Annotated in this window: 19 protein-coding genes; 13 read left to right on the forward strand and 6 right to left on the reverse strand. The window is 67.8% G+C overall.

All coding sequences use genetic code 11. From position 1 onward, the window contains the following. Positions 1-33 precede the first annotated feature (33 nt). Positions 34-1,548 carry a succinyl-CoA:acetate CoA-transferase ScpC gene (scpC, locus tag AC1RQF_RS08950; RefSeq protein WP_492871826.1) on the reverse strand — a complete coding sequence of 505 codons (1,515 nt, stop codon included), beginning with the start codon at positions 1,546-1,548 and terminating at the stop codon, positions 34-36. 361 nt (positions 1,549-1,909) lie between these two features. Between scpC and AC1RQF_RS08955 the strand changes: the two genes are divergently transcribed. From AC1RQF_RS08955 to AC1RQF_RS08990, 8 genes are all read left to right on the forward strand, one after another. After that, positions 1,910-2,593: a CDP-alcohol phosphatidyltransferase family protein gene (locus tag AC1RQF_RS08955; RefSeq protein ID WP_273996251.1), complete on the forward strand. Its 684-nt coding sequence runs from the start codon at positions 1,910-1,912 to the stop codon at positions 2,591-2,593. After that, positions 2,590-3,393: a HalD/BesD family halogenase gene (locus tag AC1RQF_RS08960; protein ID WP_273996253.1), complete on the forward strand. Its 804-nt coding sequence runs from the start codon at positions 2,590-2,592 to the stop codon at positions 3,391-3,393. Before AC1RQF_RS08955 ends, AC1RQF_RS08960 begins: the two co-directional genes overlap by 4 nt. Beyond that, complete coding sequence (locus tag AC1RQF_RS08965; RefSeq protein WP_273996254.1) at positions 3,390-4,394, forward strand: HpnL family protein; 1,005 nt, start codon at positions 3,390-3,392, stop codon at positions 4,392-4,394. The genes AC1RQF_RS08960 and AC1RQF_RS08965 overlap by 4 nt, the downstream gene beginning before the upstream one ends. A 43-nt stretch (positions 4,395-4,437) precedes the next feature. Beyond that, the gene (locus AC1RQF_RS08970; protein ID WP_273996255.1) at positions 4,438-5,202 is read left to right on the forward strand and encodes a phosphocholine cytidylyltransferase family protein; all 765 of its coding nucleotides are present in this window, start codon (positions 4,438-4,440) and stop codon (positions 5,200-5,202) included. Continuing rightward, on the forward strand, positions 5,199-6,884 hold the full coding sequence (aepX, locus tag AC1RQF_RS08975) for a phosphoenolpyruvate mutase (protein WP_273996256.1): 1,686 nt from the start codon (positions 5,199-5,201) through the stop codon (positions 6,882-6,884). Before AC1RQF_RS08970 ends, aepX begins: the two co-directional genes overlap by 4 nt. Next, positions 6,881-8,041, forward strand: a complete 1,161-nt coding sequence (gene aepY / locus AC1RQF_RS08980) for a phosphonopyruvate decarboxylase (protein WP_273996257.1) — start codon at positions 6,881-6,883, stop codon at positions 8,039-8,041. The genes aepX and aepY overlap by 4 nt, the downstream gene beginning before the upstream one ends. Before the next feature lie 12 nt (positions 8,042-8,053). After that, the gene (locus AC1RQF_RS08985; protein ID WP_492871827.1) at positions 8,054-9,121 is read left to right on the forward strand and encodes a 2-aminoethylphosphonate aminotransferase; all 1,068 of its coding nucleotides are present in this window, start codon (positions 8,054-8,056) and stop codon (positions 9,119-9,121) included. A gap of 274 nt (positions 9,122-9,395) precedes the next feature. Then, positions 9,396-9,773 carry a cytochrome c gene (locus AC1RQF_RS08990; protein ID WP_273996259.1) on the forward strand — a complete coding sequence of 126 codons (378 nt, stop codon included), beginning with the start codon at positions 9,396-9,398 and terminating at the stop codon, positions 9,771-9,773. Between the two features lie 114 nt (positions 9,774-9,887). On the opposite strand, the gene AC1RQF_RS08995 is transcribed toward AC1RQF_RS08990, so the two are convergent. After that, the gene (locus AC1RQF_RS08995; protein WP_273996260.1) at positions 9,888-10,817 is read right to left on the reverse strand and encodes a LysR family transcriptional regulator; all 930 of its coding nucleotides are present in this window, start codon (positions 10,815-10,817) and stop codon (positions 9,888-9,890) included. 177 nt (positions 10,818-10,994) lie between these two features. On the opposite strand from AC1RQF_RS08995, the gene AC1RQF_RS09000 reads away from it, so the two are divergent. Continuing rightward, complete coding sequence (locus AC1RQF_RS09000; RefSeq protein WP_273998370.1) at positions 10,995-11,699, forward strand: SDR family NAD(P)-dependent oxidoreductase; 705 nt, start codon at positions 10,995-10,997, stop codon at positions 11,697-11,699. A 53-nt stretch (positions 11,700-11,752) separates the two neighbouring features. Here the strand turns inward: AC1RQF_RS09000 and AC1RQF_RS09005 are convergent, their stop codons facing one another. Then, a complete protein-coding gene (locus AC1RQF_RS09005) occupies positions 11,753-12,994 on the reverse strand; it encodes an MFS transporter (protein WP_443111438.1) in 1,242 nt (413 codons plus the stop codon). 114 nt (positions 12,995-13,108) lie between these two features. On the opposite strand from AC1RQF_RS09005, the gene AC1RQF_RS09010 reads away from it, so the two are divergent. The 3 genes from AC1RQF_RS09010 to AC1RQF_RS09020 all read left to right on the forward strand — a co-directional run bounded on the left by AC1RQF_RS09010 (position 13,109) and on the right by AC1RQF_RS09020 (position 16,827). Next, entirely contained in the window at positions 13,109-14,005 is an 897-nt protein-coding gene (locus AC1RQF_RS09010) for a LysR family transcriptional regulator (protein WP_492871828.1), read from the forward strand. Positions 14,006-14,648: 643 nt separating this feature from the next. Further along, positions 14,649-16,271: a methyl-accepting chemotaxis protein gene (locus AC1RQF_RS09015; RefSeq protein WP_492871829.1), complete on the forward strand. Its 1,623-nt coding sequence runs from the start codon at positions 14,649-14,651 to the stop codon at positions 16,269-16,271. A gap of 97 nt (positions 16,272-16,368) precedes the next feature. After that, positions 16,369-16,827 carry a GNAT family N-acetyltransferase gene (locus AC1RQF_RS09020; protein ID WP_273996264.1) on the forward strand — a complete coding sequence of 153 codons (459 nt, stop codon included), beginning with the start codon at positions 16,369-16,371 and terminating at the stop codon, positions 16,825-16,827. A 91-nt stretch (positions 16,828-16,918) separates the two neighbouring features. Here the strand turns inward: AC1RQF_RS09020 and AC1RQF_RS09025 are convergent, their stop codons facing one another. Continuing rightward, positions 16,919-17,461, reverse strand: a complete 543-nt coding sequence (locus tag AC1RQF_RS09025) for a GNAT family N-acetyltransferase (RefSeq protein WP_273996265.1) — start codon at positions 17,459-17,461, stop codon at positions 16,919-16,921. A 417-nt stretch (positions 17,462-17,878) separates the two neighbouring features. On the opposite strand from AC1RQF_RS09025, the gene AC1RQF_RS09030 reads away from it, so the two are divergent. Continuing rightward, a complete protein-coding gene (locus AC1RQF_RS09030; RefSeq protein ID WP_273996266.1) occupies positions 17,879-18,328 on the forward strand; it encodes a GNAT family N-acetyltransferase in 450 nt (149 codons plus the stop codon). A 30-nt stretch (positions 18,329-18,358) separates the two neighbouring features. On the opposite strand, the gene AC1RQF_RS09035 is transcribed toward AC1RQF_RS09030, so the two are convergent. Together AC1RQF_RS09035 and AC1RQF_RS09040 are read right to left on the reverse strand one after the other, a co-directional pair. Further along, complete coding sequence (locus AC1RQF_RS09035) at positions 18,359-18,757, reverse strand: VOC family protein (protein ID WP_273996267.1); 399 nt, start codon at positions 18,755-18,757, stop codon at positions 18,359-18,361. 294 nt (positions 18,758-19,051) lie between these two features. Then, a complete protein-coding gene (locus tag AC1RQF_RS09040) occupies positions 19,052-19,495 on the reverse strand; it encodes a hypothetical protein (RefSeq protein ID WP_273996268.1) in 444 nt (147 codons plus the stop codon). Positions 19,496-19,602: the final 107 nt, after the last annotated feature.

Consider the following 19,602-nt stretch of genomic DNA (forward strand, 5'->3'; position numbering starts at 1 on the left):
CGGGCGGCCGGGCGCCGCCCGCGGGTGAGACCCTCAGGGCTTCATCGAGCCCGTGCGCACGTAGCGCTCGTGCCACGACAGCGCCTCGCCGAGCAGGTGCGGCGTCTGCTTGCCGAAGCTCTCGCGGCTCGCGCGCTCGAAGTAGTCCGCCAGCATCGGCCGGAAGTCCGGGTGGGCGCAGTTCGCGATGATCGCGCGCGCGCGCTGCTTCGGTGACAGCCCCCGCAGGTCCGCGAGCCCCTGTTCGGTCACCACCACCGCCACGTCATGCTCGGTATGGTCGACGTGGCTCGCCATCGGCACGATCCGCGAGATCGCGCCGCCCTTCGCCGTGCTCGCCGACATGAAGCACGACAGGTAGCCGTTGCGCGCGAAGTCGCCGGAACCGCCGATGCCGTTCTGGATCTTCGTGCCCATCACGTGGGTCGAGTTCACGTTGCCGTAGATGTCGGCCTCGATCATCCCGTTCATCGCGATGCAGCCCAGCCGGCGCACCAACTCTGGATGGTTGCTGATCTCCTGCGGACGCAGCACGATCTTGTCGCGGAAACGGTCGATCTCGTCCGCGAAACGCTTGACCGCGTCGGGGCTCAGCGACAGCGCGGTCGCCGACGCGAAGCTCAGCGTGCCGTTCTCGAGCAGGTCGAGCATGCCGTCCTGGATCACCTCGGTGAAAGCCGTCAGGCCCTTGAAGCCGCCCGCGCCCAGCTCGGCCAGCACCGCGTTGGTGATGTTGCCCACTCCCGACTGCAGCGGCAGCAGGTCGGCCGGCAGCCGGCCGCGCGCGATCTCGTGGCGCAGGAAGTCGAGCAGGTGCCCGGCGATCTGCTTCGAGGTCGCGTCGGGCGCCGAAAACGCATTGCTGCGGTCCGGCGCGTCGGTCTCGACGATCGCGATGATCTTCTCCGGCGCGCAGCGCAGATACGGCTCGCCGATCCGGTCGCCGCTCTTCACGAGCGGAATCGGCACCCGGTTCGGCGGCAGCGCCGTGCCGTAATAGATGTCGTGCATGCCGTCGAGCCCGAGCGGCTGGCGCGTGTTCACCTCGAGGATCACGCGCTGCGCCCGATCGAGCCAGGTCTTGTTGTTGCCGACCGACGCCGACGGAATCAGCAGGCCGTCCTCGCGGATCCCCGCCACCTCCACCACCGCCACGTCCAGCTCGCCGAACAGGCCGAACCACGCGTATTGCGCGACATGGCTCAGGTGGATGTCCTGGTAGTCGAGTTCGCCGGCATTGATCTTGTCCCGCAGGGTCGGATCAGATTGATACGGCAGCCGCATCGAGATACCGTCCGCCCGGGCCAGCGCGCCGTCGAGTTCCGGCGCCGTCGACGCCCCGGTCAGCACGTTGATCCGGAAAGCCTCGCCGCGCGCGTGGGCGGCGCCGATGCGGGCCGCCAGCGCGGCCGGCACCGCCTTCGGGTAACCGGAGCCGGTGAAGCCGCTCATCGCGACGGTCATGTCGGGGGCGATCAACGCCGCGGCTTCGTCCGCGGTGCGGACCAGGGAACGCAGATGGGGAGCGAGGATGCGAGAGGTTGGCATGGCTGGTTGTCGAACGGTTGTCTTGGTATCAATCACGACGAAGTTGCCGCAGCGGGGTGTCTCGGGCGCGGCGCACTGCCCTCGCGGCCGGTCCGGTTCGGGGCCGGCCGCGAGGCACGGCCGGAGTATCGCAGAGCAGCTGCCCGGCATAGGATTGCCCCGCTGCAAAACTCCCTTGCCGGATTTGCCGGGTATCGGCGGGCCCGTCCGTCGGACGCGACTCACCGATCCAACCCCGATTGTCGCGCATGGGATTGGAGAGGCGGAGCAGGCAAGCCGCCAATCTGCGTGAGAAGCCGGTAGAATCAAGGTTTTTGGTCATCAAAAAGCAATAAATTACAAATCCGTATATATTCCGCCGATGGACCAGAGAACCACCAACAAAATCACCACGGCAAGCCCGCCGCCCCGCACCTGGGATGCCCGGCTGGCCCGCTGGCTTGTCACGCCCCTGATCGACACGCCGGTCACGCCGAACCACCTCACCACGCTGCGCCTGCTGATCGGCCTCGCGGGCGCGTACTGCCTCGCGCAGGGCGGCTTCCGCTGGATCAACGCGGGCGCGTTCCTGATCGTGCTGTCGAACTTCGTCGACCATACCGACGGCGAACTCGCGCGGATCAGCGGCAAATCCAGCAAGATCGGCCACTTTTACGACCTCGCGAGCGACGCGCTGATCACGGTCGCGCTGTTCGTCAGCATGGGCGCCGGGATTGTCGCCACGGGCGGCCGCATGGCCGCCAATCCGGTCCTGCTCGGCACGCTCGCGGGCGCGGCCGTCGCGCTGATCTTCTTCCTGCGGATGCGGATCGAATCGTTCGCCGGCAAGGCCGGCACCAAGCAGGCGTTCGTCGGCGGCTTCGAGACCGAGGACGTGCTCTACCTGCTGCCCCTCGTCACGCTGTTCGACGGCGTGGAGCGCTTCCTGCTGGCCGCGTCGATCGGCGCGCCGCTCTTTGCCGCGTGGGTCGTGGCCGACTACTGGCGCATCGTGCGCCGCGGCCGCGCCGCGCCCAATCCAACCGAAATCCAAGTCACCAAATGACCCTCCATACAGGCGCAGAGACCGTGCCGACCTCGCCTTCCACGGCGCAGGGCACGGGGCTTCCCCCTGACCGCGCCGTCGCGTCCCGCGTCGGCGAACTCGACCTGCCCGGCCTGCGACAGCACTACACGCGCCAAGGCGCGTTCCTGTACCTCGACGACTTCCTGCCGAAGGACGCGGCCGGCAAGCTCGCCGACGCCGCGCGCGCGCTGCAGGCGGACATCAACCGCAACTACCTGCCCGGCCACAAGCAGGGTGGCAGCGTGAGCCGGCACACGATCGACGCGAAGGCGCCGTACATCGCCGAGCTGTACCGCTCGAAGGCGCTGATCGGCTTCCTCGAGAAGATCACGGGCGACACCCTGCTGCTGTCGCCGGAAGACGATCCGCACGCGTACGCGCTGTACTACTACACCCGCCCCGGCGATCACATCGGCTGGCACTACGACACCTCGTACTACGACGGCCGCCGCTACACGCTGCTGTTCGGCGTGATCGACGAATCGACGTCGCGGCTCGACTACGAGCTGCACACGCGCAACCCGGCGGTCGCCGACGAGCCGGGCTCGGTGCAGATCGCGCACGGCGGCATCGTGCTGTTCGACGGCGACAAGCTGCGCCACCGCGTCACGCCGCTCGGCGAGAACGAGCTGCGCGTGTCGCTGACCTTCGAATACGTGACCGATCCCGGCATGCGTCCCTGGAAGCGCTTCATCTCGAACATGAAGGATGCGATCGCGTACTTCGGCTTCCGCCAGGTGTTCCGTCAGCTGGCCGCGCGCCGCACCCAGGGCTCATGACGCGCGCCGGCATGATCCTGCTGTCGATCGGGACAGCGCTGTTCGTTGCATTGCTGGCCTGGCAAGGCTTCGGCGCCGTCGCGTCGACGCTGCTCACGGCCGGCTGGGGGCTCGCGCTCGTCGCGGCCTTCCATCTGGTGCCGCTCGTGATCGATGCGCGGGCGATCGCCGTGATGTTCCCGGCCGGCACGCGCGGCGCGTCGATGCGCGAGGCGCTGTATGCGCGCTGGGTGGGCGAATCGGTCAACAGCCTGCTGCCCGCCGGGCAGATCGGCGGCCCGGTGCTGATGGTGCGCTACCTCTCGCAGCAAGGCGTGCGGATGCAGGAAGCCGCCGCCGCGATCACCGTCAGCACCACGATGCAGGCGCTCGCGCAGCTGCTGTTCGCGCTCGTCGGCATCGCCGCGTTCAGCCTGTACGCGAGCCATGATTCGGTGTCGCACCTGCGCACGCCCGCGCTGATCGCGACCGCGCTGCTCGCGCTGTTCGCGCTCGCGTTCTATGTCGCGCAGCGGCGCGGCCTGTTCGGGCGCGGGCTGCGCCTCGTGTCGAAGCTGTTCGGTCCGCGCGACTGGTCGGGCCTCGCCACGCGCGCCGACGCAATCGACGCCGCGGTCGCCGACCTGTACCGCCGCCGCGACCGGGTCGCGTCGACCTTCTGGCTCAGCTTCGTCGGCTGGGTGGTCGGCACGGGCGAAGTGTGGCTCGCGCTGCACTTCCTCGGCCACCCGGTCAGCTGGCTCGATGCGCTGCTGCTGGAGAGCGTCGGCCAGGCGATCCGCGGCGCGGCGTTCGCGATCCCCGGCTCGCTCGGCGCGCAGGAAGGCGGCTATCTGCTGCTCGCGCCGCTCGTCGGGCTCCCGCCCGAGGCGGCGCTCGCGCTGTCGCTCGCGAAGCGCGCGCGCGAACTCGCGCTCGGCCTGCCCGGCATCCTGTACCTGCATTACCGTGAACGAAACTGGCAACGGCGCCGCGCGGCGCCGCAGCCGCTTGCCGACTGAGCCGCGACGCGGCCGGCCGGCATTACCCTGCGTGGAGAAACACATGCGAGCCATCATCCTTGCGGCGGGCCTCGGCCTGCGTCTGCAACAACCGCCCGAGGCGCAGTACCCGAAGTGCCTGCTGCGCTTCGACGACGTGTCGCTCCTCGAACGCCATTTCCGGCTGCTCGACGCGGTCGGCGTGACCGAGGTCGTGCTCGCGCTCGGCTTCCAGTCCGAGAAGGTCGAGGCCGAACTCGAACGCCTCGGCCGCCGCGCCGAGATCGTGCTGAACCCGCGCTACGACCTCGGCAGCGTGCTGACCCTGCACACCGCCGCCGGCCCGATGACGCGCGGCGGCGACGTGCTGATCATGGACGCCGACGTGCTGTACGACGACAGCATCCTGCATGCGCTCGTGGCCGACCCCGAGCGCCCCACCGACCGCCTGCTGATCGACCGCGGCTTCGAGGAAGGCGACGAGCCCGTCAAGCTGTGCGCGAAGAACGGCGTGCCGGTCGAGCTGCGCAAGCAGCTCGCGGTCGGCCTCGAGTACGACACGATCGGCGAATCGGTCGGCTTCTTCCGGTTCCGCGAGGACACCGCGCGCCGGCTGGCCGAGATCGTCGCCGGCTACGTCGACGGCGGCCGCGCCAACCTGCCGCATGAAGAAGCGGTACGCGACCTGCTGCTGGAAGGCGGTCGCGATTTCGAGATTGCCGATGTCACGGGCGCCCCGTGGATCGAAATCGATTTTCCCAATGACGTCTCGCGTGCGAGCCAGGAAGTGCTGCCGCAGATTCAACGCACCGTAGGAGTGGCACGATGAACGCCCGTGAACCGAATTTCTCCGAATCGCGCAGCGCGCGCCTGCGCCGCATGCTCGTCAGCCAGGACCTCGAATTCCTGATGGAAGCGCACAACGGCCTGTCCGCGCGGATCGTCCGCGAGGCCGGCTTCAAGGCGATCTGGGCCTCGGGCCTCGCGATCTCCGCGCAATACGGCGTGCGCGACAACAACGAAGCGAGCTGGACCCAAGTAGTCGACACGCTCGAATTCATGGCGGACGCGAGCGACCTGCCGATCCTGCTCGACGGCGACACCGGCTACGGCAACTTCAACAACGTGCGCCGGCTCGTGAGGAAGCTCGAACAGCGCGGCATCGCGGGCGTGTGTATCGAGGACAAGCAGTTCCCGAAGACCAACAGCTTCATCGACGGCGAACGCCAGCCGCTCGCCGAGATCGATGAGTTCTGCGGCAAGATCAAGGCCGGCAAGGACTCGCAGAGCGACCCGGATTTCTCGATCGTCGCGCGCGTCGAGGCGCTGATCGCCGGCTGGGGCATGGATGAGGCGCTGCGCCGCGCGAACGCATACGCGGAAGCCGGCGCGGATGCGATCCTGATCCACAGCAAGCTGTCGCGTCCCGACGAGATTCTCCAGTTCGCGCGCGAATGGAGCGGCAAGGCCCCGCTCGTGATCGTGCCGACCAAGTACTACAGCACGCCGACCGACGTGTTCCGCCAGGCCGGCATCAGCACCGTGATCTGGGCGAACCACCTGATCCGCGCATCCGCGTCCGCGATGCAGGCCGTCGCACGCGAGATCCACGAGAACCAGACGCTGATCAACGTCGAAGACCGCGTCGCGAGCGTCAACGAGATCTTCCGTCTGCAGGACGCCGACGAGTATTCGGCGGCCGAGCGCATCTACCTGTCCTCGTCGTCGCGCGCGTCGAACGCCGCGATCGTGCTCGCCGCGAGCCGCGGCAAGGGCCTCGAGGCCGTCACCGAGGACAAGCCCAAGGTGATGCTGCCCGTCGCCGGCAAGCCGCTGCTGCGCTGGCTCGTCGACGGCTTCAAGAAGCAGGGCGTGAACGACATCACCGTGGTCGGCGGTTATCGCGCGGACGCGATCGACACCTCCGGCGTGAAGCTCGTGGTCAACGAACGCCACGCCAGCACCGGCGAACTCGCCTCGCTCGCGTGCGCGGCCGAGCGCCTGACGGGCGACACCGTGATCTCCTACGGCGACCTGCTGTTCCGCAGCTACATCCTGCGCGACCTCGCGGAAAGCGATGCCGAATTCAGCGTGGTCGTCGATTCGTCGCTGACCCAGCCGACCAACCAGAGCGTGCGCGATTTCGCGTTCTGCTCCGCCGGCGACGATCGCGGCCTGTTCGGCCAGAAGGCGCATCTGCAACGCGTGTCGAGCGAAGGCGCGGGCGAACCGCATGGCCGCTGGATCGGCCTGCTGAACGTGCGCGGCGCGGGCGTGGCCCGCCTGAAGGCGCTGCTCGCCACGCTGCAGGCGCGTCCGGACTTCGACACGCTCGACGTCCCGGCGCTGCTGAACGCGCTGATCGAAGGCGGCGAGAAGATCGAAGTGCAGTACGTGCACGGCCATTGGCGCGGCGTGAACGACCTCGAGGATTTCCGTCGCGCGGGCGATTTCGCGCACGAGCAAACGCCGATCTCCGAACAGCGCGCGAACGACGGAGCCGCGCAATGATCGAAGCCGCGCAGTTTGTCGAGGCCGCGCGCGCGCGCGGTTTCGACTCGTATGCGGGCGTGCCCTGCTCTTACCTGACGCCGTTCATCAATTACGTGCTGCAGGATCCGCAGTTGCATTACGTGTCGGCTGCGAACGAAGGCGACGCCGTCGCGCTCGTCGCGGGCGCGACGCTCGGCGGGCGGCGCGGGATCGCGATGATGCAGAACTCCGGGCTCGGCAACGCGGTGAGCCCGCTGACCTCGCTGACCTGGACGTTCCGCCTGCCGCAGTTGCTGATCGTGACGTGGCGCGGTCAACCCGGCGTGGCCGATGAGCCGCAGCATGCGCTGATGGGGCCGGTCACGCCGGCGATGCTCGACACGATGGAGATTCCGTGGGAACTGTTCCCGACGGAAGCCGAGGCGATCGGCCCGGCGCTCGATCGCGCGATCGCGCACATGGACGAGACGGGCCGGCCGTATGCGCTGGTGATGCAGAAAGGCAGCGTTGCCGCGTATCCGCTGCAGGCGGGCGAGCGGCCCGTGCGCCCTGCGGCGGCCGCGGTGCGCACGCTGCGTTCGGATGTGGCGCCCGAAGCATGGCCGACGCGGCAGGATGCGCTCGCGCGCGTGATCGCCGGGACGCCGGTTGAATCGACCGTGGTGCTGGCTTCCACGGGGTTTTGCGGACGTGAGTTGTATGCGCTCGATGATCGGGCGAATCAGCTGTACATGGTGGGCTCGATGGGCTGCGTGACGACGCTCGCGCTCGGCCTCGCGCTCGCGCGGCCCGATCTGCATGTGGTTGCCGTTGACGGCGACGGCGCGGCGTTGATGCGCATGGGCGCGTTCGCGACGCTCGGCGCGTATGGGCCGGCGAATCTCACGCATGTGCTGCTCGACAACGGCGCGCATGAATCGACGGGGGGGCAGGCGACGGTGTCGCCGCATGTGTCGTTTGCCGGCGTGGCCGCCGCGTGCGGTTATGCGGCCGCGTTCGAAGGCGATACGGTCGATGTGATCGACGCGGCGCTCGACGCGCGCGATGCGAATGGCGTGCGTTTCGCGTGCCTGTCGATCCGCACCGGCGTGCCCGACGGGCTGCCCCGCCCGACCGTGACGCCCGTCGACGTCAAGACGCGCCTGATGCGCCATATCGGCGCGACGCAAGCCTGAAGGAGATTCACCATGCTGTTGCTTAATCCCGGCCCTGTGACGCTGTCGGAACGCGTGCGCCAGAGCTTGCTGCAAACCGATCTGTGCCATCGCGAAAGCGAGTTCTTCGATTTGCAGGACGAGGCGCGCGCGCGGCTCGTGGCTGCGTATGAGCTGGATCCGGCCGAATGGTCCGCGGTATTGATGACGGGGTCCGGCACGGCCGCTGTCGAGAGCATGATCGCGGCCCTCGTGCCCGAGGACGGCAAGCTGCTCGTGGTCGAGAACGGCGTGTATGGCGAGCGTATTGCGCAGATCGCGGCGCAGTATCGGATCGCGCACGAAGTGCTCAAGCATGAGTGGATGGACGCGCCGGACGTCGATCAGATCGCGGCGCGGCTCGATGCGGATCGCGGCATTACCCATGTCGCCGTGATTCATCATGAGACGACGACAGGTAGGTTGAACGACCTCGATGCGGTGGCTGCGGTGTGCCGGGCACGGGGGGTGCGGATGCTGGTGGATGGCGTCAGCAGCTTCGGCGCCGAGGCGATCGATTTTGCGGGCGGCGTGATCGACGCGGTTGCGGCGACGGCGAACAAGTGCCTGCATGGCGTGCCCGGGGCCGCGTTCGTGATCGTGCGGCAGGATGCGCTCGCGAAGGCCGCGCGCCGGACGTATTACCTCGATCTGGGAAGGCTCGCGGCGTTGCAGGCGAAGCGGAATACGCCGTTTACGCCGTCGGTTCATGCGTATTACGCGCTGGTCGAGGCGCTGCGCGAGTTCGACGAGGCCGGCGGATGGCGCGCCCGGTATGCGCGGTACAAGGCGTTGGCGGATCGGGCGCAGGCCGGGCTCGCCGCGCGGGGTATGCCGCTGGTGTTGCCCGAAGGGGCTTCGTCGGTGGTGCTGCGCGCGTATCGGCTGCCGCAGGTGGTCGGGTATGAAGCGCTGCACGACGGGTTGAAGGCGCGCGGGTTCGTGATCTATGCAGGGCAAGGCGGGCTGTCGAGCACGCTGTTCCGGATCTCGACGATGGGCGCGATCGAGCCGGCGGATGTGGATCGGTTGTTGGCGGAGTTCGATGCGTTGATGCGGTAACGGCGCGTTTGGCGCATGCGAGAAACGGAGCCCTTGGGCTCCGTTTTTTTGGTTATTTGCAGATCTTCATGGATGTCGATGCCCGATCCCGATGAGACTTTCGACACCATCCTCGAAAACTGAATGGCCATGACTTGCCCCTAACGCCCCGGTCGCAATCGACCTCAAAAAGCCTTTCTGCCGGCGGATACGATGCATTCGCCACGACAAGGCCGGCATCTTCGATTCGCGGTCTTATCTGGCCGCTCCTGCCTTCCTTGCTTGCCACGAGAAAATGAAAACATCCCTCATTGCATCACTAGGAATTTTATTATTCATTCAAACATCGCCATCCTTTGCGGATAGCGGCAATGGGAAAAAGATATTTTTAGCAAGATGTGCCATGTGTCATGGAACAGATGTCAAGGGAACAGGGCCATTGGCCAACAAGAGCAGCCCACCCACCCCCGACCTTACGACGTCCGCGTTCAAAAAGCGGCTAATCGCTTATCCGGGAGTCATTGTATCGTCAATAATACTTCGCCCAAATGGCGACCTGATTCCAAAGACGTTACGGGAAAATGGCGTAAAACTCCCTCCTTATCACTGGACCATCAACGATTTTCGCGATTTGAATCAATATCTGAGCAGCGTGATTTTGAAAAATCAGTAACTTTGAGATAAATGCCAATTCTGCCGGCTCACGCGCATTACCTGCGGGTCAAGCCGCCACGCAAGTTCGACGAGGCCGCCAGCCGGCGCGATCAAACAGGCTCACCCAGCTGCATCACTGCGGCATCCCCCGCCGACACACCGTCAACACCCGCTGCCGCAGCCACCGATGCGCCGGATCGACCTCCAGCCTCGGATGCCACAGCTGCGACACGGTGATTTTCCCGGTCGCCACCGGCAATTCGAAGGCGTGAATGGACGACGCCGGCGAAAGTCCCTGCGCACCCGACCGAACACCGAGAAACGACGCCGGCACGAGCGCGATCAGATCCGATGCCTGCGCCACCGCCAGCGCCGCCGGAAAACTCGGCACCACCGCGACGATCGTTCGTTCCAGCCCCAGCGCCGCGAGCGCCTCATCCACCGGCCCCTCGCCGCGCCCCCGGCGTGACGCGACCACATGACCGAACGAGACATACCGCTCCGCCGTCACCTTGCGCGCCTTTGCAAGCGGATGCCCCTTCCTGACCACCCCGACAAACCGATCCCGAAACAGCGCCTGCATGCGAATTTCAGGCCCCATCCCGCCCAGTACGCCGATCTCGAGATCCACCGCCCCCTCCCGCAGCTGCGTCGCGGTTTTCTCCGGCTTGGGCACGAAATACAGGCGCACGAACGGCGCGATCGACGCCACCTCAGCGATCAGCGCCGCGCCGAACACCTCGACGAAGCCGTCATTGGCGCGAATGATGAAGGTGCGCCGAAGCGTGTCGAACTCAGGCTCGGCCTCCGCCGGACACAGCACGGCGCGCGCCTCGTCCACCGCGCCCCGGGCGCGTTGTCGCAGCGCCTCGGCATGCGGCGTCAGCACCATGCGGCGCCCGGCGCGGACCAGCAGCGGGTCGCCCGTCACCTCGCGCAGCCGGGCCAGCGTCCGGCTCATGGCCGAGGCGCTCAGCCCCAGCCGACGCGCAGCGCCCACCACGCTGCCATCGGCCAGCAGCGCGTCGAGCGCAATGAGGAGGTTCAAGTCGGGATCGGACATAGCGGACCTTCAGGCCAAAGGAGCCATAAGACATGGCGTCCGGTGCATTATATAAGTGCAAGTGCTGCGTCTTCCGCCATGTCTGGTTCGCCGATAAAGTGCCTTCACTCACCCGCCGTACCGAGCGCATTGCGCCGGCACGGCGTCCGATCAGGCCCGACTCACTGGAAACGACTCATGCAACCCACCTCATCCCCCAAGACCCTCCTCCTGATCGGCGCATCGCGCGGGCTCGGCTTCGCGATGGCCGTGGAAGCCCTCAAGCGCGGCTGGCACGTGATCGCCACCGGGCGCGCGGGCTCGATGGACAAGCTGCGCCAGGTCGCAAGCGCATCGCATGGCGCGCTTGAAGTCGAAGCGGTCGACATCACGATTCCGGAACAAGTCGCGGCGTTGCGCGCTCGCCTCGACGGCCGGCGTATCGATGTGCTGTTCGTGAACGCCGGCGTCAAGAATGCCGATCACGAAACGATCGCCGACGTCTCGACCGATGAATTCATACGCGTGATGGTGACGAATGCGCTCAGCCCGATGCGGGTCATCGCGACGCTTCAGGACCTCGTGCAACCGGCCGGAACGATCGGCGTGATGTCATCGGGACAAGGCAGCCTCGCCAACAACACCAACGGCAACTACGAGGTCTATCGAGGCAGCAAGGCCGCGCTCAACATGTTCATGCGCAGCTACGCGGCACGCCACCAAAACGAAGCGAAAACCCTGCTGCTGATGGCCCCCGGCTGGGTGCGCACCGACATGGGCGGCCCCGGCGCGCGGCTCGGCATCGAGGAGAGCATCCCGAACCTGATCGGCACGATCGAAGCGTATGAAGGTCGCACCGGCCTGCATTACCTCGATTACCTCGGGCGAGCCGTTCCGTGGTGACGAGCGGCGCGGCGACGGACCGGTGACTCCGGGCCGCCGCGAGCCGCGCGGCGTCAAGCGGCCTGGGCAAGCTGCCGCCCGCGCCCATAAGCGCTCATCAACCCGAAGCTCACGACAAAGCTCACGCCCCCCACCATCAAAAGCCCCGCCTCGCCAAACACCGGCAGCGCATTGTTCAACGCCCCCGTCACCACCCACGCCACGGCCATCACCGATCCCGCGACCCCGAGCGCCCACCCCTGCCGCGCTTCCGGCACCGCGTCCGAAAATGCCGTATACATCATCGTGTACGCCACCATATCGAAGCAGCCGACGAACGCGCCCAGCACCCACTGCGGCCACGCACCCGGCACCAGCGACGCCGCGATCTGCGCCACGCCGGCCATCAGCAACCCGACCCGCGCGATGTCGATCACGCCCCACACCCGCAGCATCAACCTCACCACCACCATCAGCCCGATCACGAAACACGCGCCGATCATCCCGCTGAACAGCCCGAGTTCATGGCTCGCGTAGTGGAACCGCGATTGCAGCAGTTGCATGATCGTCTGCAGATACAAGCCATAACCCACCTGCATCAGGAAAAAGACCCCCGACAGACACGCGATCTCCCGATGCCGCGCGGCCTCCACGATGATCTTGATCGGCAGCAGCACATCGACCCGCGCGAAACCCGACGCGGCAACCGGTTCGCGATATGTTACCCACGTCCAGACCCCACACCCCAGCGCCAACACCCCCACGGCGATGAACGGCGTGCCGTACCCGAACCACGGCGCGATCGACGCATCCGACGCCACGCCGCCCAACACCGGCCCGACGATCACCCCGGCGCTGAACGCGATCGACATCACGCTCATGTTGCGCGCCTTGTCCTCAGGCCGGCTCACGTCGACGATCGCGGCCTGCGCGATGCCCTGACAGCCCGCCATCAAGCCGCTCAGTCCACGCCCCGCCAACAGCAGCCAAAGGCTGGGGAGCATCGCCCCCAACGCCATCATGAAATAACTCGCCGACAGCCCCGGCACGCACACCAGCAGGATCCTGCGCCGCCCGAACCCATCGGACAACGCGCCCATCAACGACGAGCCGAAGAACATGAAGAACGGATAGACGCCGTAGCCAAGCCCGAGGCAGAAGTTGCGCCAAGCCGGCGCGGCATCCGGCGATAGAAGGCTCGAATGCGGATCCCCGAACAGCGCGGACATCATCGGATACACGAGACCAAAACCCATCGCGTCGATCGCGATGGCCAACAAACACGGACCGAGCCGTCGTAAATCAAGCGTTGCCATCCAGGGCACCTGTCGTCATGAGTCGAGATGCGCACAGCCTAAGCACCGCGCCCCCCGCCCGGTAGGCATCCCACGCCGATTTGACTCATCGGCAAAACTGATACGATCGCGCGCATGGACCTCCTCTCAGCCATGCGCATCTTCGTGCGCGTCGTCGAGCGCGGCAGTATGTCGGCCGCGGCGCGCGACCTCGGCATCGGCCAGCCCGCCGTCAGCGAACGCATCGAAAAACTCGAACAGCATCTCGGCGCGCGCCTGCTCAGGCGCAGCACGCGCGCGGTGTCCTGCACCGACGCCGGCGCGCGTTTCTACGAACGCAGCAGGATCGTGCTGGCGGCCGCGCAGGATGCGCAGGACGCGGTCGCGCGCGACCAGCGCGCGGTGCGCGGCACGCTGCGGCTCGCCGCGCCGCAGGGCCTCGGGGAAGTCGTCCTGCCCGCGCTGCTGGCCCGCCTGCGCGAACGCCATCCGGCACTCGACGTCGATCTCGTGCTGAACGACCGCGTGGTCAATCCGGTCACGGAAGGCGTCGACCTGTCGCTGCGGCTCGGCGAGCCCGGTATCGGCAATGTCGTCGCGCGCCGTCTCGGCGAGGTGCGGCGCGTGCTCGTCGCCTCACCCGCCTATCTCGAACACCACGACGCGCCCACTACGCCGCAGGCGCTCATCGCGCATCCCTTCGCACGCGTGGCCGGCCTGTTCGGCGACCAGCACCTGCCGCTCGTCGACGCCAGCGGCAAGCTCGTCCAGGCGCGCCTGACCGTCGCGTGGAATGCGAGCCACTGGCGGCCCGTCCATGAATGGATCCTCGCGGGCGCGGCAATCGGCGTGTTGCAGGCGCCCGTTTGCGCGGCGGCGCTCGCTGCCGGCACGCTCGTGCCGCTGCTGCCCGGCTACACGGTGCCGGGCTTCGCGCTGCATGCGCTCTATCCGGCCGCTCGCCCGATCCCGGCCAAGACGCGCGCGGCGCTCGCGCTGCTGGAAAGCCATCTGCCCGCCATGCTCGGCTGAGCCGCGATGCGGGACGAAGCCAACACACGCGTCCACGCGCGCCACTGACGATCCTTGCACGTACAACCATCCGGCCGCGAGCCGTCGCGACAGCGGCCGCGCGTCATGGCGCGCGATTCGTGCGCGCCGTCCACGCCCCGCGCGAATCGCGCCGCACGCGCTCGCCGCATCTCGACGCGGCACCACCTTGTCGAGCGGCGGCCGCCGTTGCCGGCGCACGATTGAGACGCCTGGAAGGATGAGGGCGCCCCGCACATTCCTCGCTCGCGCGTTTGCCCCTGTCATAAAGAACCCCGCCGCACCGCCGATAACAGGAGTGCGCGCCCACGCGCCATGCGCCGGCACTCGAACGCGCCGCGCGCTGCCATCCCCCTCCCTTGCCTGCCTCCTCCCCCGGACGACGCACCGCCCCCGCTTTATCCAAAATTTCAGAACACCTGAATTCCGATCTGTAAATCAGACTGGGCCTATATATCGGCCCATCGAAAGCCACTAGATTTCATCTGGTCCTGCCCGCTCGACCCGACACGCATGCGCGGCTCCGCATCGCGATGCACGCGCGGGCATCGCGCGCCGGTTGCAGCGTCGCACCACGTCGGATCGTGCGCGTCGTTCATCTTCATTCGACTCGAAAAGGCTTCCCATGAACCAGTTGAAAATTGCCACCCGGCTCACCTTGTTGATCACCTTGCTGTCCGTGTTGCTGCTGCTGATCGGCAGCTTCGGCCTGTGGGGCGTGCACAAGACCGAGGCGGCACTGGAAAGCGTCTACAGCGACCGGCTGGAGCCCACCCGGCAGCTTGCGGAAATCAGCGACCGCCTGATGCGCGACCGGCTCGCGCTCGCTTCCGCGGCGCTGACGCCGGATCCGGCCGCGGTCGCGGCCAGCATTGCGATCGTCGAGGAGAACGCCGTCGCGTCGAACCGGCTGTGGCTCGCCTACCAGGCCACCCATCTCACGCCGCAGGAGCAGCAGCTCGCGCGGCAGTTCGCGGCCGCGCGCCAGCAGTTCATCGAGCGCGGCCTGCAGCCGGTCGTCGCCGCGCTGCGCGCGAACCAGAGCGACGAGGCGCGCCGCATCGTGGTCGAGCAGTTGCGCCCGCTGTTCCAGCCGGTGCGCGCGAGCAACGAGGCGCTGCAGAAGCTGCAGGAAAGCGAGGCGCGGCTCGAATTCGGCGCGGCGCGCGCACGCTACGAGACGATGCGCCTCGTGTTCCTGTTCGTGATCCTCTCCGGCGTGGCGATCGCCGCCGCGCTCGGCCTGTGGATCACGCGCTCGATCGGCCGCGAACTCGGCGCGGAACCCGGCGAGGCAGCGGCGCTCGCGCGCCGGGTCGCGGCCGGCGATCTCAGCGTGCATATCACGCTGAAGCGCGGCGACCGCGACAGCCTGATGGCGCAGCTCGAAACGATGCAGACGAGCCTGGCCGGCATCGTCGGACGGATGCGGCTGAACGCGCAGAACGTCGCGACCGCGAGCGCGCAGATCGCGCAGGGCAACCTCGACCTGAGCCAGCGCACCGAGGAACAGGCGAGCGCGCTCGAACAAACCTCGGCGACGATGGAACAGCTGAGTTCCACGGTGCGGCAGAACGCGGACAACGCGAAGCAGGCGAACCAGCTCGCGATCAGCGCGTGCACGATCTCGACCGAAGGCGGCGCGGTGGTCGAGCAGGTGGTCGGCACGATGAAGCAGATCAACGGCAGCTCCGCGCGGATCGCCGACATCGTCGGCATCATCGAGGGCATCGCATTCCAGACCAACATCCTTGCGCTGAACGCCGCCGTCGAGGCCGCGCGCGCCGGCGAAGAAGGCCGCGGCTTCGCGGTCGTGGCGGGCGAGGTCCGCAATCTCGCCCAGCGCAGCGCCGACGCCGCCAAGGAGGTCAAGCAGTTGATCGGCGCGAGCATCGAGCGCGTCGTGCACGGCGGCGCGCTGGTCGATCAGGCGGGTTCGACGATGCGCGACATCGTCGGCTCGATCGCGCGCGTCACCGACCTGATGGGCGAGATCAGCGCGGCGAGCACCGAGCAGAGCGTCGGCGTCGCGCAGATCGGGCAGGCCGTGACCCAGATGGACCAGGCGACCCAGCAGAACGCGGCGCTCGTGGAGCAATGCGCGGCCGCGGCCGAGAACCTCAAGGAGCAGGCGCGCGACATGCTCGCGGCCGTCGAGATCTTCAAGCTCGCGAACCCGCCCGATGGGTTCGCGCCCGGCGCGCCGACGCCCCGGCATCCGGCGCGGGCGATGTTGATGCCGGCGTGAGTGCTGGTGGGGCTATCATCCAGCCATTCCGCCCACTCACGACGCCTGCCCCTCCATGCCTTCAACGCACGCCTCACGACGTATCGAATTGGTCCCGATGGACGACGCCGCGTTCGCGGCCTACCGCGCCGACACGCTGAACCACTACGCCGCCGACACGCTGCGCGCTGACGGCGGCACCGCGGAGGAAGCCGCCGCGCGCGAAGAGGAGTCCTTGCTCAAGCTGCTGCCCGATGGCGTCCGGACGCCGTCGCAACACCTGTTCGTGCTGGTCGATCCGGATGCGGACGAGCCGGTCGGGTATCTATGGCTGGGACGAACCCAGACCCTGCGCGGCGAGTCCGGATTCATCTACGATCTGTTCGTGCAGCCGAACCATCGCGGCAACGGTTACGGCACGCAGGCACTGCACGCTGCCGAGGCGTGGGCGCGCGACGCCGGCCTGCGGCAGCTCGGCCTCCATGTGTTCGGCCATAACGAAGGTGCGTTGCGCCTGTACGGCCGGCTCGGCTATCAGGCCACGCACGTGGAGATGTCCAAGCCGCTCGGCGATTGAGCCGCGCATACGCGCACCACCGTGACGGACTGCCCGCAGCCGACCACTCAGGCGTGCCATCATCGCCTGCGCGGACGGCGCGCACCGCGCGTCAATCATCCGCCGCCGGCCGCCCTTCCATGACACCCGCCAATTCCATGCCATACCGCACCTGGACGAGGTGCGCGCCGCCGATCGCAACCGGCGCCGATGCGCCGTCGGGCGCGAAACCCAATCGGCGATAGAACGCGATCGCCTGCGCGTTGCCCTCCAGCACCCACAGCGACACACGCGTGTAGCCGGCGTCGCGCAGCGCCGCGCACGCCCGTGCCGCGAGACGTGCGCCGACGCCTTGCCGCCACGCGTCCGGCCGCACGTACAGCGCCTCGATTTCGCCCCAGGCTGCGTCCAGGTCCTCGTCGCGGTTCGCGCCGAACGACACCCAGCCCGCGAGCGCGCCATCCTGCGCCCGCGCGAGCACGACGCGCGTACGGCCGTCGCGCAGCAGCGCGCGCCATCCCTGCGCGCGCCGCTCGATCGACAACGCGGCCAGGAACGCGGCCGGCAACAGTTCCCGGTAGGCCGCCTGCCACGACGCGACATGCACCGCGGCGATCTCCTCCGCCGCTTCGAGGGTAGCGTCGCAGAGAATCATGGCCGCCCTCCACCCGCGCCGCCCCTGAACGCGCGCCCACCCCGCGCGCGCCGCGCAAGGCGCGCCCCAGGCCCGCGAAAATCGTCCATAACATCCATCCCGAACCTCTCTCTTCTCTTCAACAGGAGCGAAGCCCGACCGCACCCGCCAACAAAAAAGCCCCGGCGGTTTCCGTCGGGGCCTTGCAGGCAATGAAGCCTTCTCGTGCGTCTAGCGCACGCCCATCCCCGGCAATGGCTGAATCGAAATCATCGCTAGCGGCACGGCGGGCACGAGGATAAAAACGGCTGGGCGCATGGATCCGAATGTGCATCCAGTCCGCCACGGGTGTCAATGGTCGTCCGTCGACACCCGAATCGACAACCCTTCCCGATTCGCCGACAATCGCCTCGTCATCGTTCTGCCCGCTCCCTGCCGATGCACATCCGAACCGAGGATCCGGCGCAACCCGAGATCGCCGCGCTGCTCGAACGCGGCGAAGCGGAATCCGCGCGCCTGTATCCGGCGGAAAGCAACCACCACCTCCCGCTCGACGCGCTGCGCGCCGCCCACGTCCGCTTCCACGTCGCGCGCGACGCCCACGGCCACGCGATCGGCACCGGCGCGCTCGTGCTGCATGGCGCATGGGCCGAGGTCAAACGGATCTGGGTGGAGCCGCATACGCGCGGCCGGAGCCTGTCGAAGGCGATCCTGCATGCGCTGGAGGCCGATGCCCGCCGGCACGGCGTGCGCGTGCTGCGGCTCGAAACCGGCATCCACAGCCATGCCGCGCTGCGGCTCTATCGCACGGCGGGCTTCGTCGAACGCCCGCCGTTCGCCGACTACCGGCCCGACCGGCTCAGCGTCTTCATGGAAAAACACCTGTAGCGGCAGGCTGCCGGCCTGCCGCCTCGCGCTTCATTCCCGCCCGGCATGGCACACGGCTTCCACCCGGTTGCCGGCGGGATCGAACAGGAACGCCGCGTAATAGCTGTCGTGATAGTGCGCGCGCGGGCCCGGTTCGCCGTCCGAGCGCCCGCCCGTGGCGAGGCCCGCCGCGAAGAACGCATCGACCTGCGCGCGGGTCGCCGCCTTGAAGCACCAATGCCGCCGGCTCGCGCCGACGATGGCCGGATCCAGATAAACGGCAAGACAGGTCGATGCGGTGTCGCGCGCATTGCAACGCGCGCCGTAGCCCAAGGCGTCGGCGCGATCGTAGACCTTGTCCGCCCCGAGCGCGGCCATGATCGCGTCGTAGAACGGCCGGGCCGCATCGAGATCGGGGACGCCGATCGACACATGATCGAGAAGCTGCATCGCGGTCTGCTCCCGTGGAGGACATGAGGCATCGCGCGAGATCGAGCGCTCGCGGACGATGCGCGCCGATTCTACAAGCCAACGACGCCGGCCGCTTCCCGGCATTTCCTACGCATCATCGGCGCGCGACCTGTCGCCGCGCCCCCTGGACAAACATCCCGCAACAACAAAAAAACGCCGGATAACCGGCGTTTCAGCAAGCTCGGACGCCGGCCGCGCATGCAAACCGCACGACGCGCCCCGGCTTCCCGCGTCGCAAACGGCGCCTCACGCCGCCCGCGACACCTTCCGTCCTCAATAATCGCGACGATGGTGATGGCGGTGCTTGCCCTTGTAATGGCCGCGCCCGCGATCTTCCTCATAGGAATTCGACCGCGACACGTTGCCGCCGAGCGCCGCACCCGCGCCGCCGCCCACCGCCGCGCCGACGAGGCCGCCCGTGCGCCCGCCCATCGCGTTGCCCGCGGCCGTGCCCGCGCCGCCGCCCAGCGCGCCGCCGATGATCGCGCCCGTGCGCTCGCGACGGTTCGCCGTCACCGCGCCGCCCGCGCCGCCGCCCACCGCGCCGCCGATCACGGCGCCCGTGCTGCCGCCCACCGCGCCGCCGAGCGCCGCGCCGGCGACGCCGCCCAGCGCGCCGCCAAGCGCATTGTTCATATCGCCGCCGGCCAGCGCCGGCACCGACGCGGCTACGGTCAGCGCCGCGACCGCAAGGATCTGGATGAATTTCTTCGACATCGAACGGCCTTTATTCAGGGGATGAAAACGACCGCGAGTATAGCGAAGCGCCGCAGGTTATTTGTCATTTCCCGGATCGGACCTTGTAAGACATGTAACAGTATCGA

The organism is Burkholderia sp. GW821-FHT14F03, assembly GCF_058803765.1.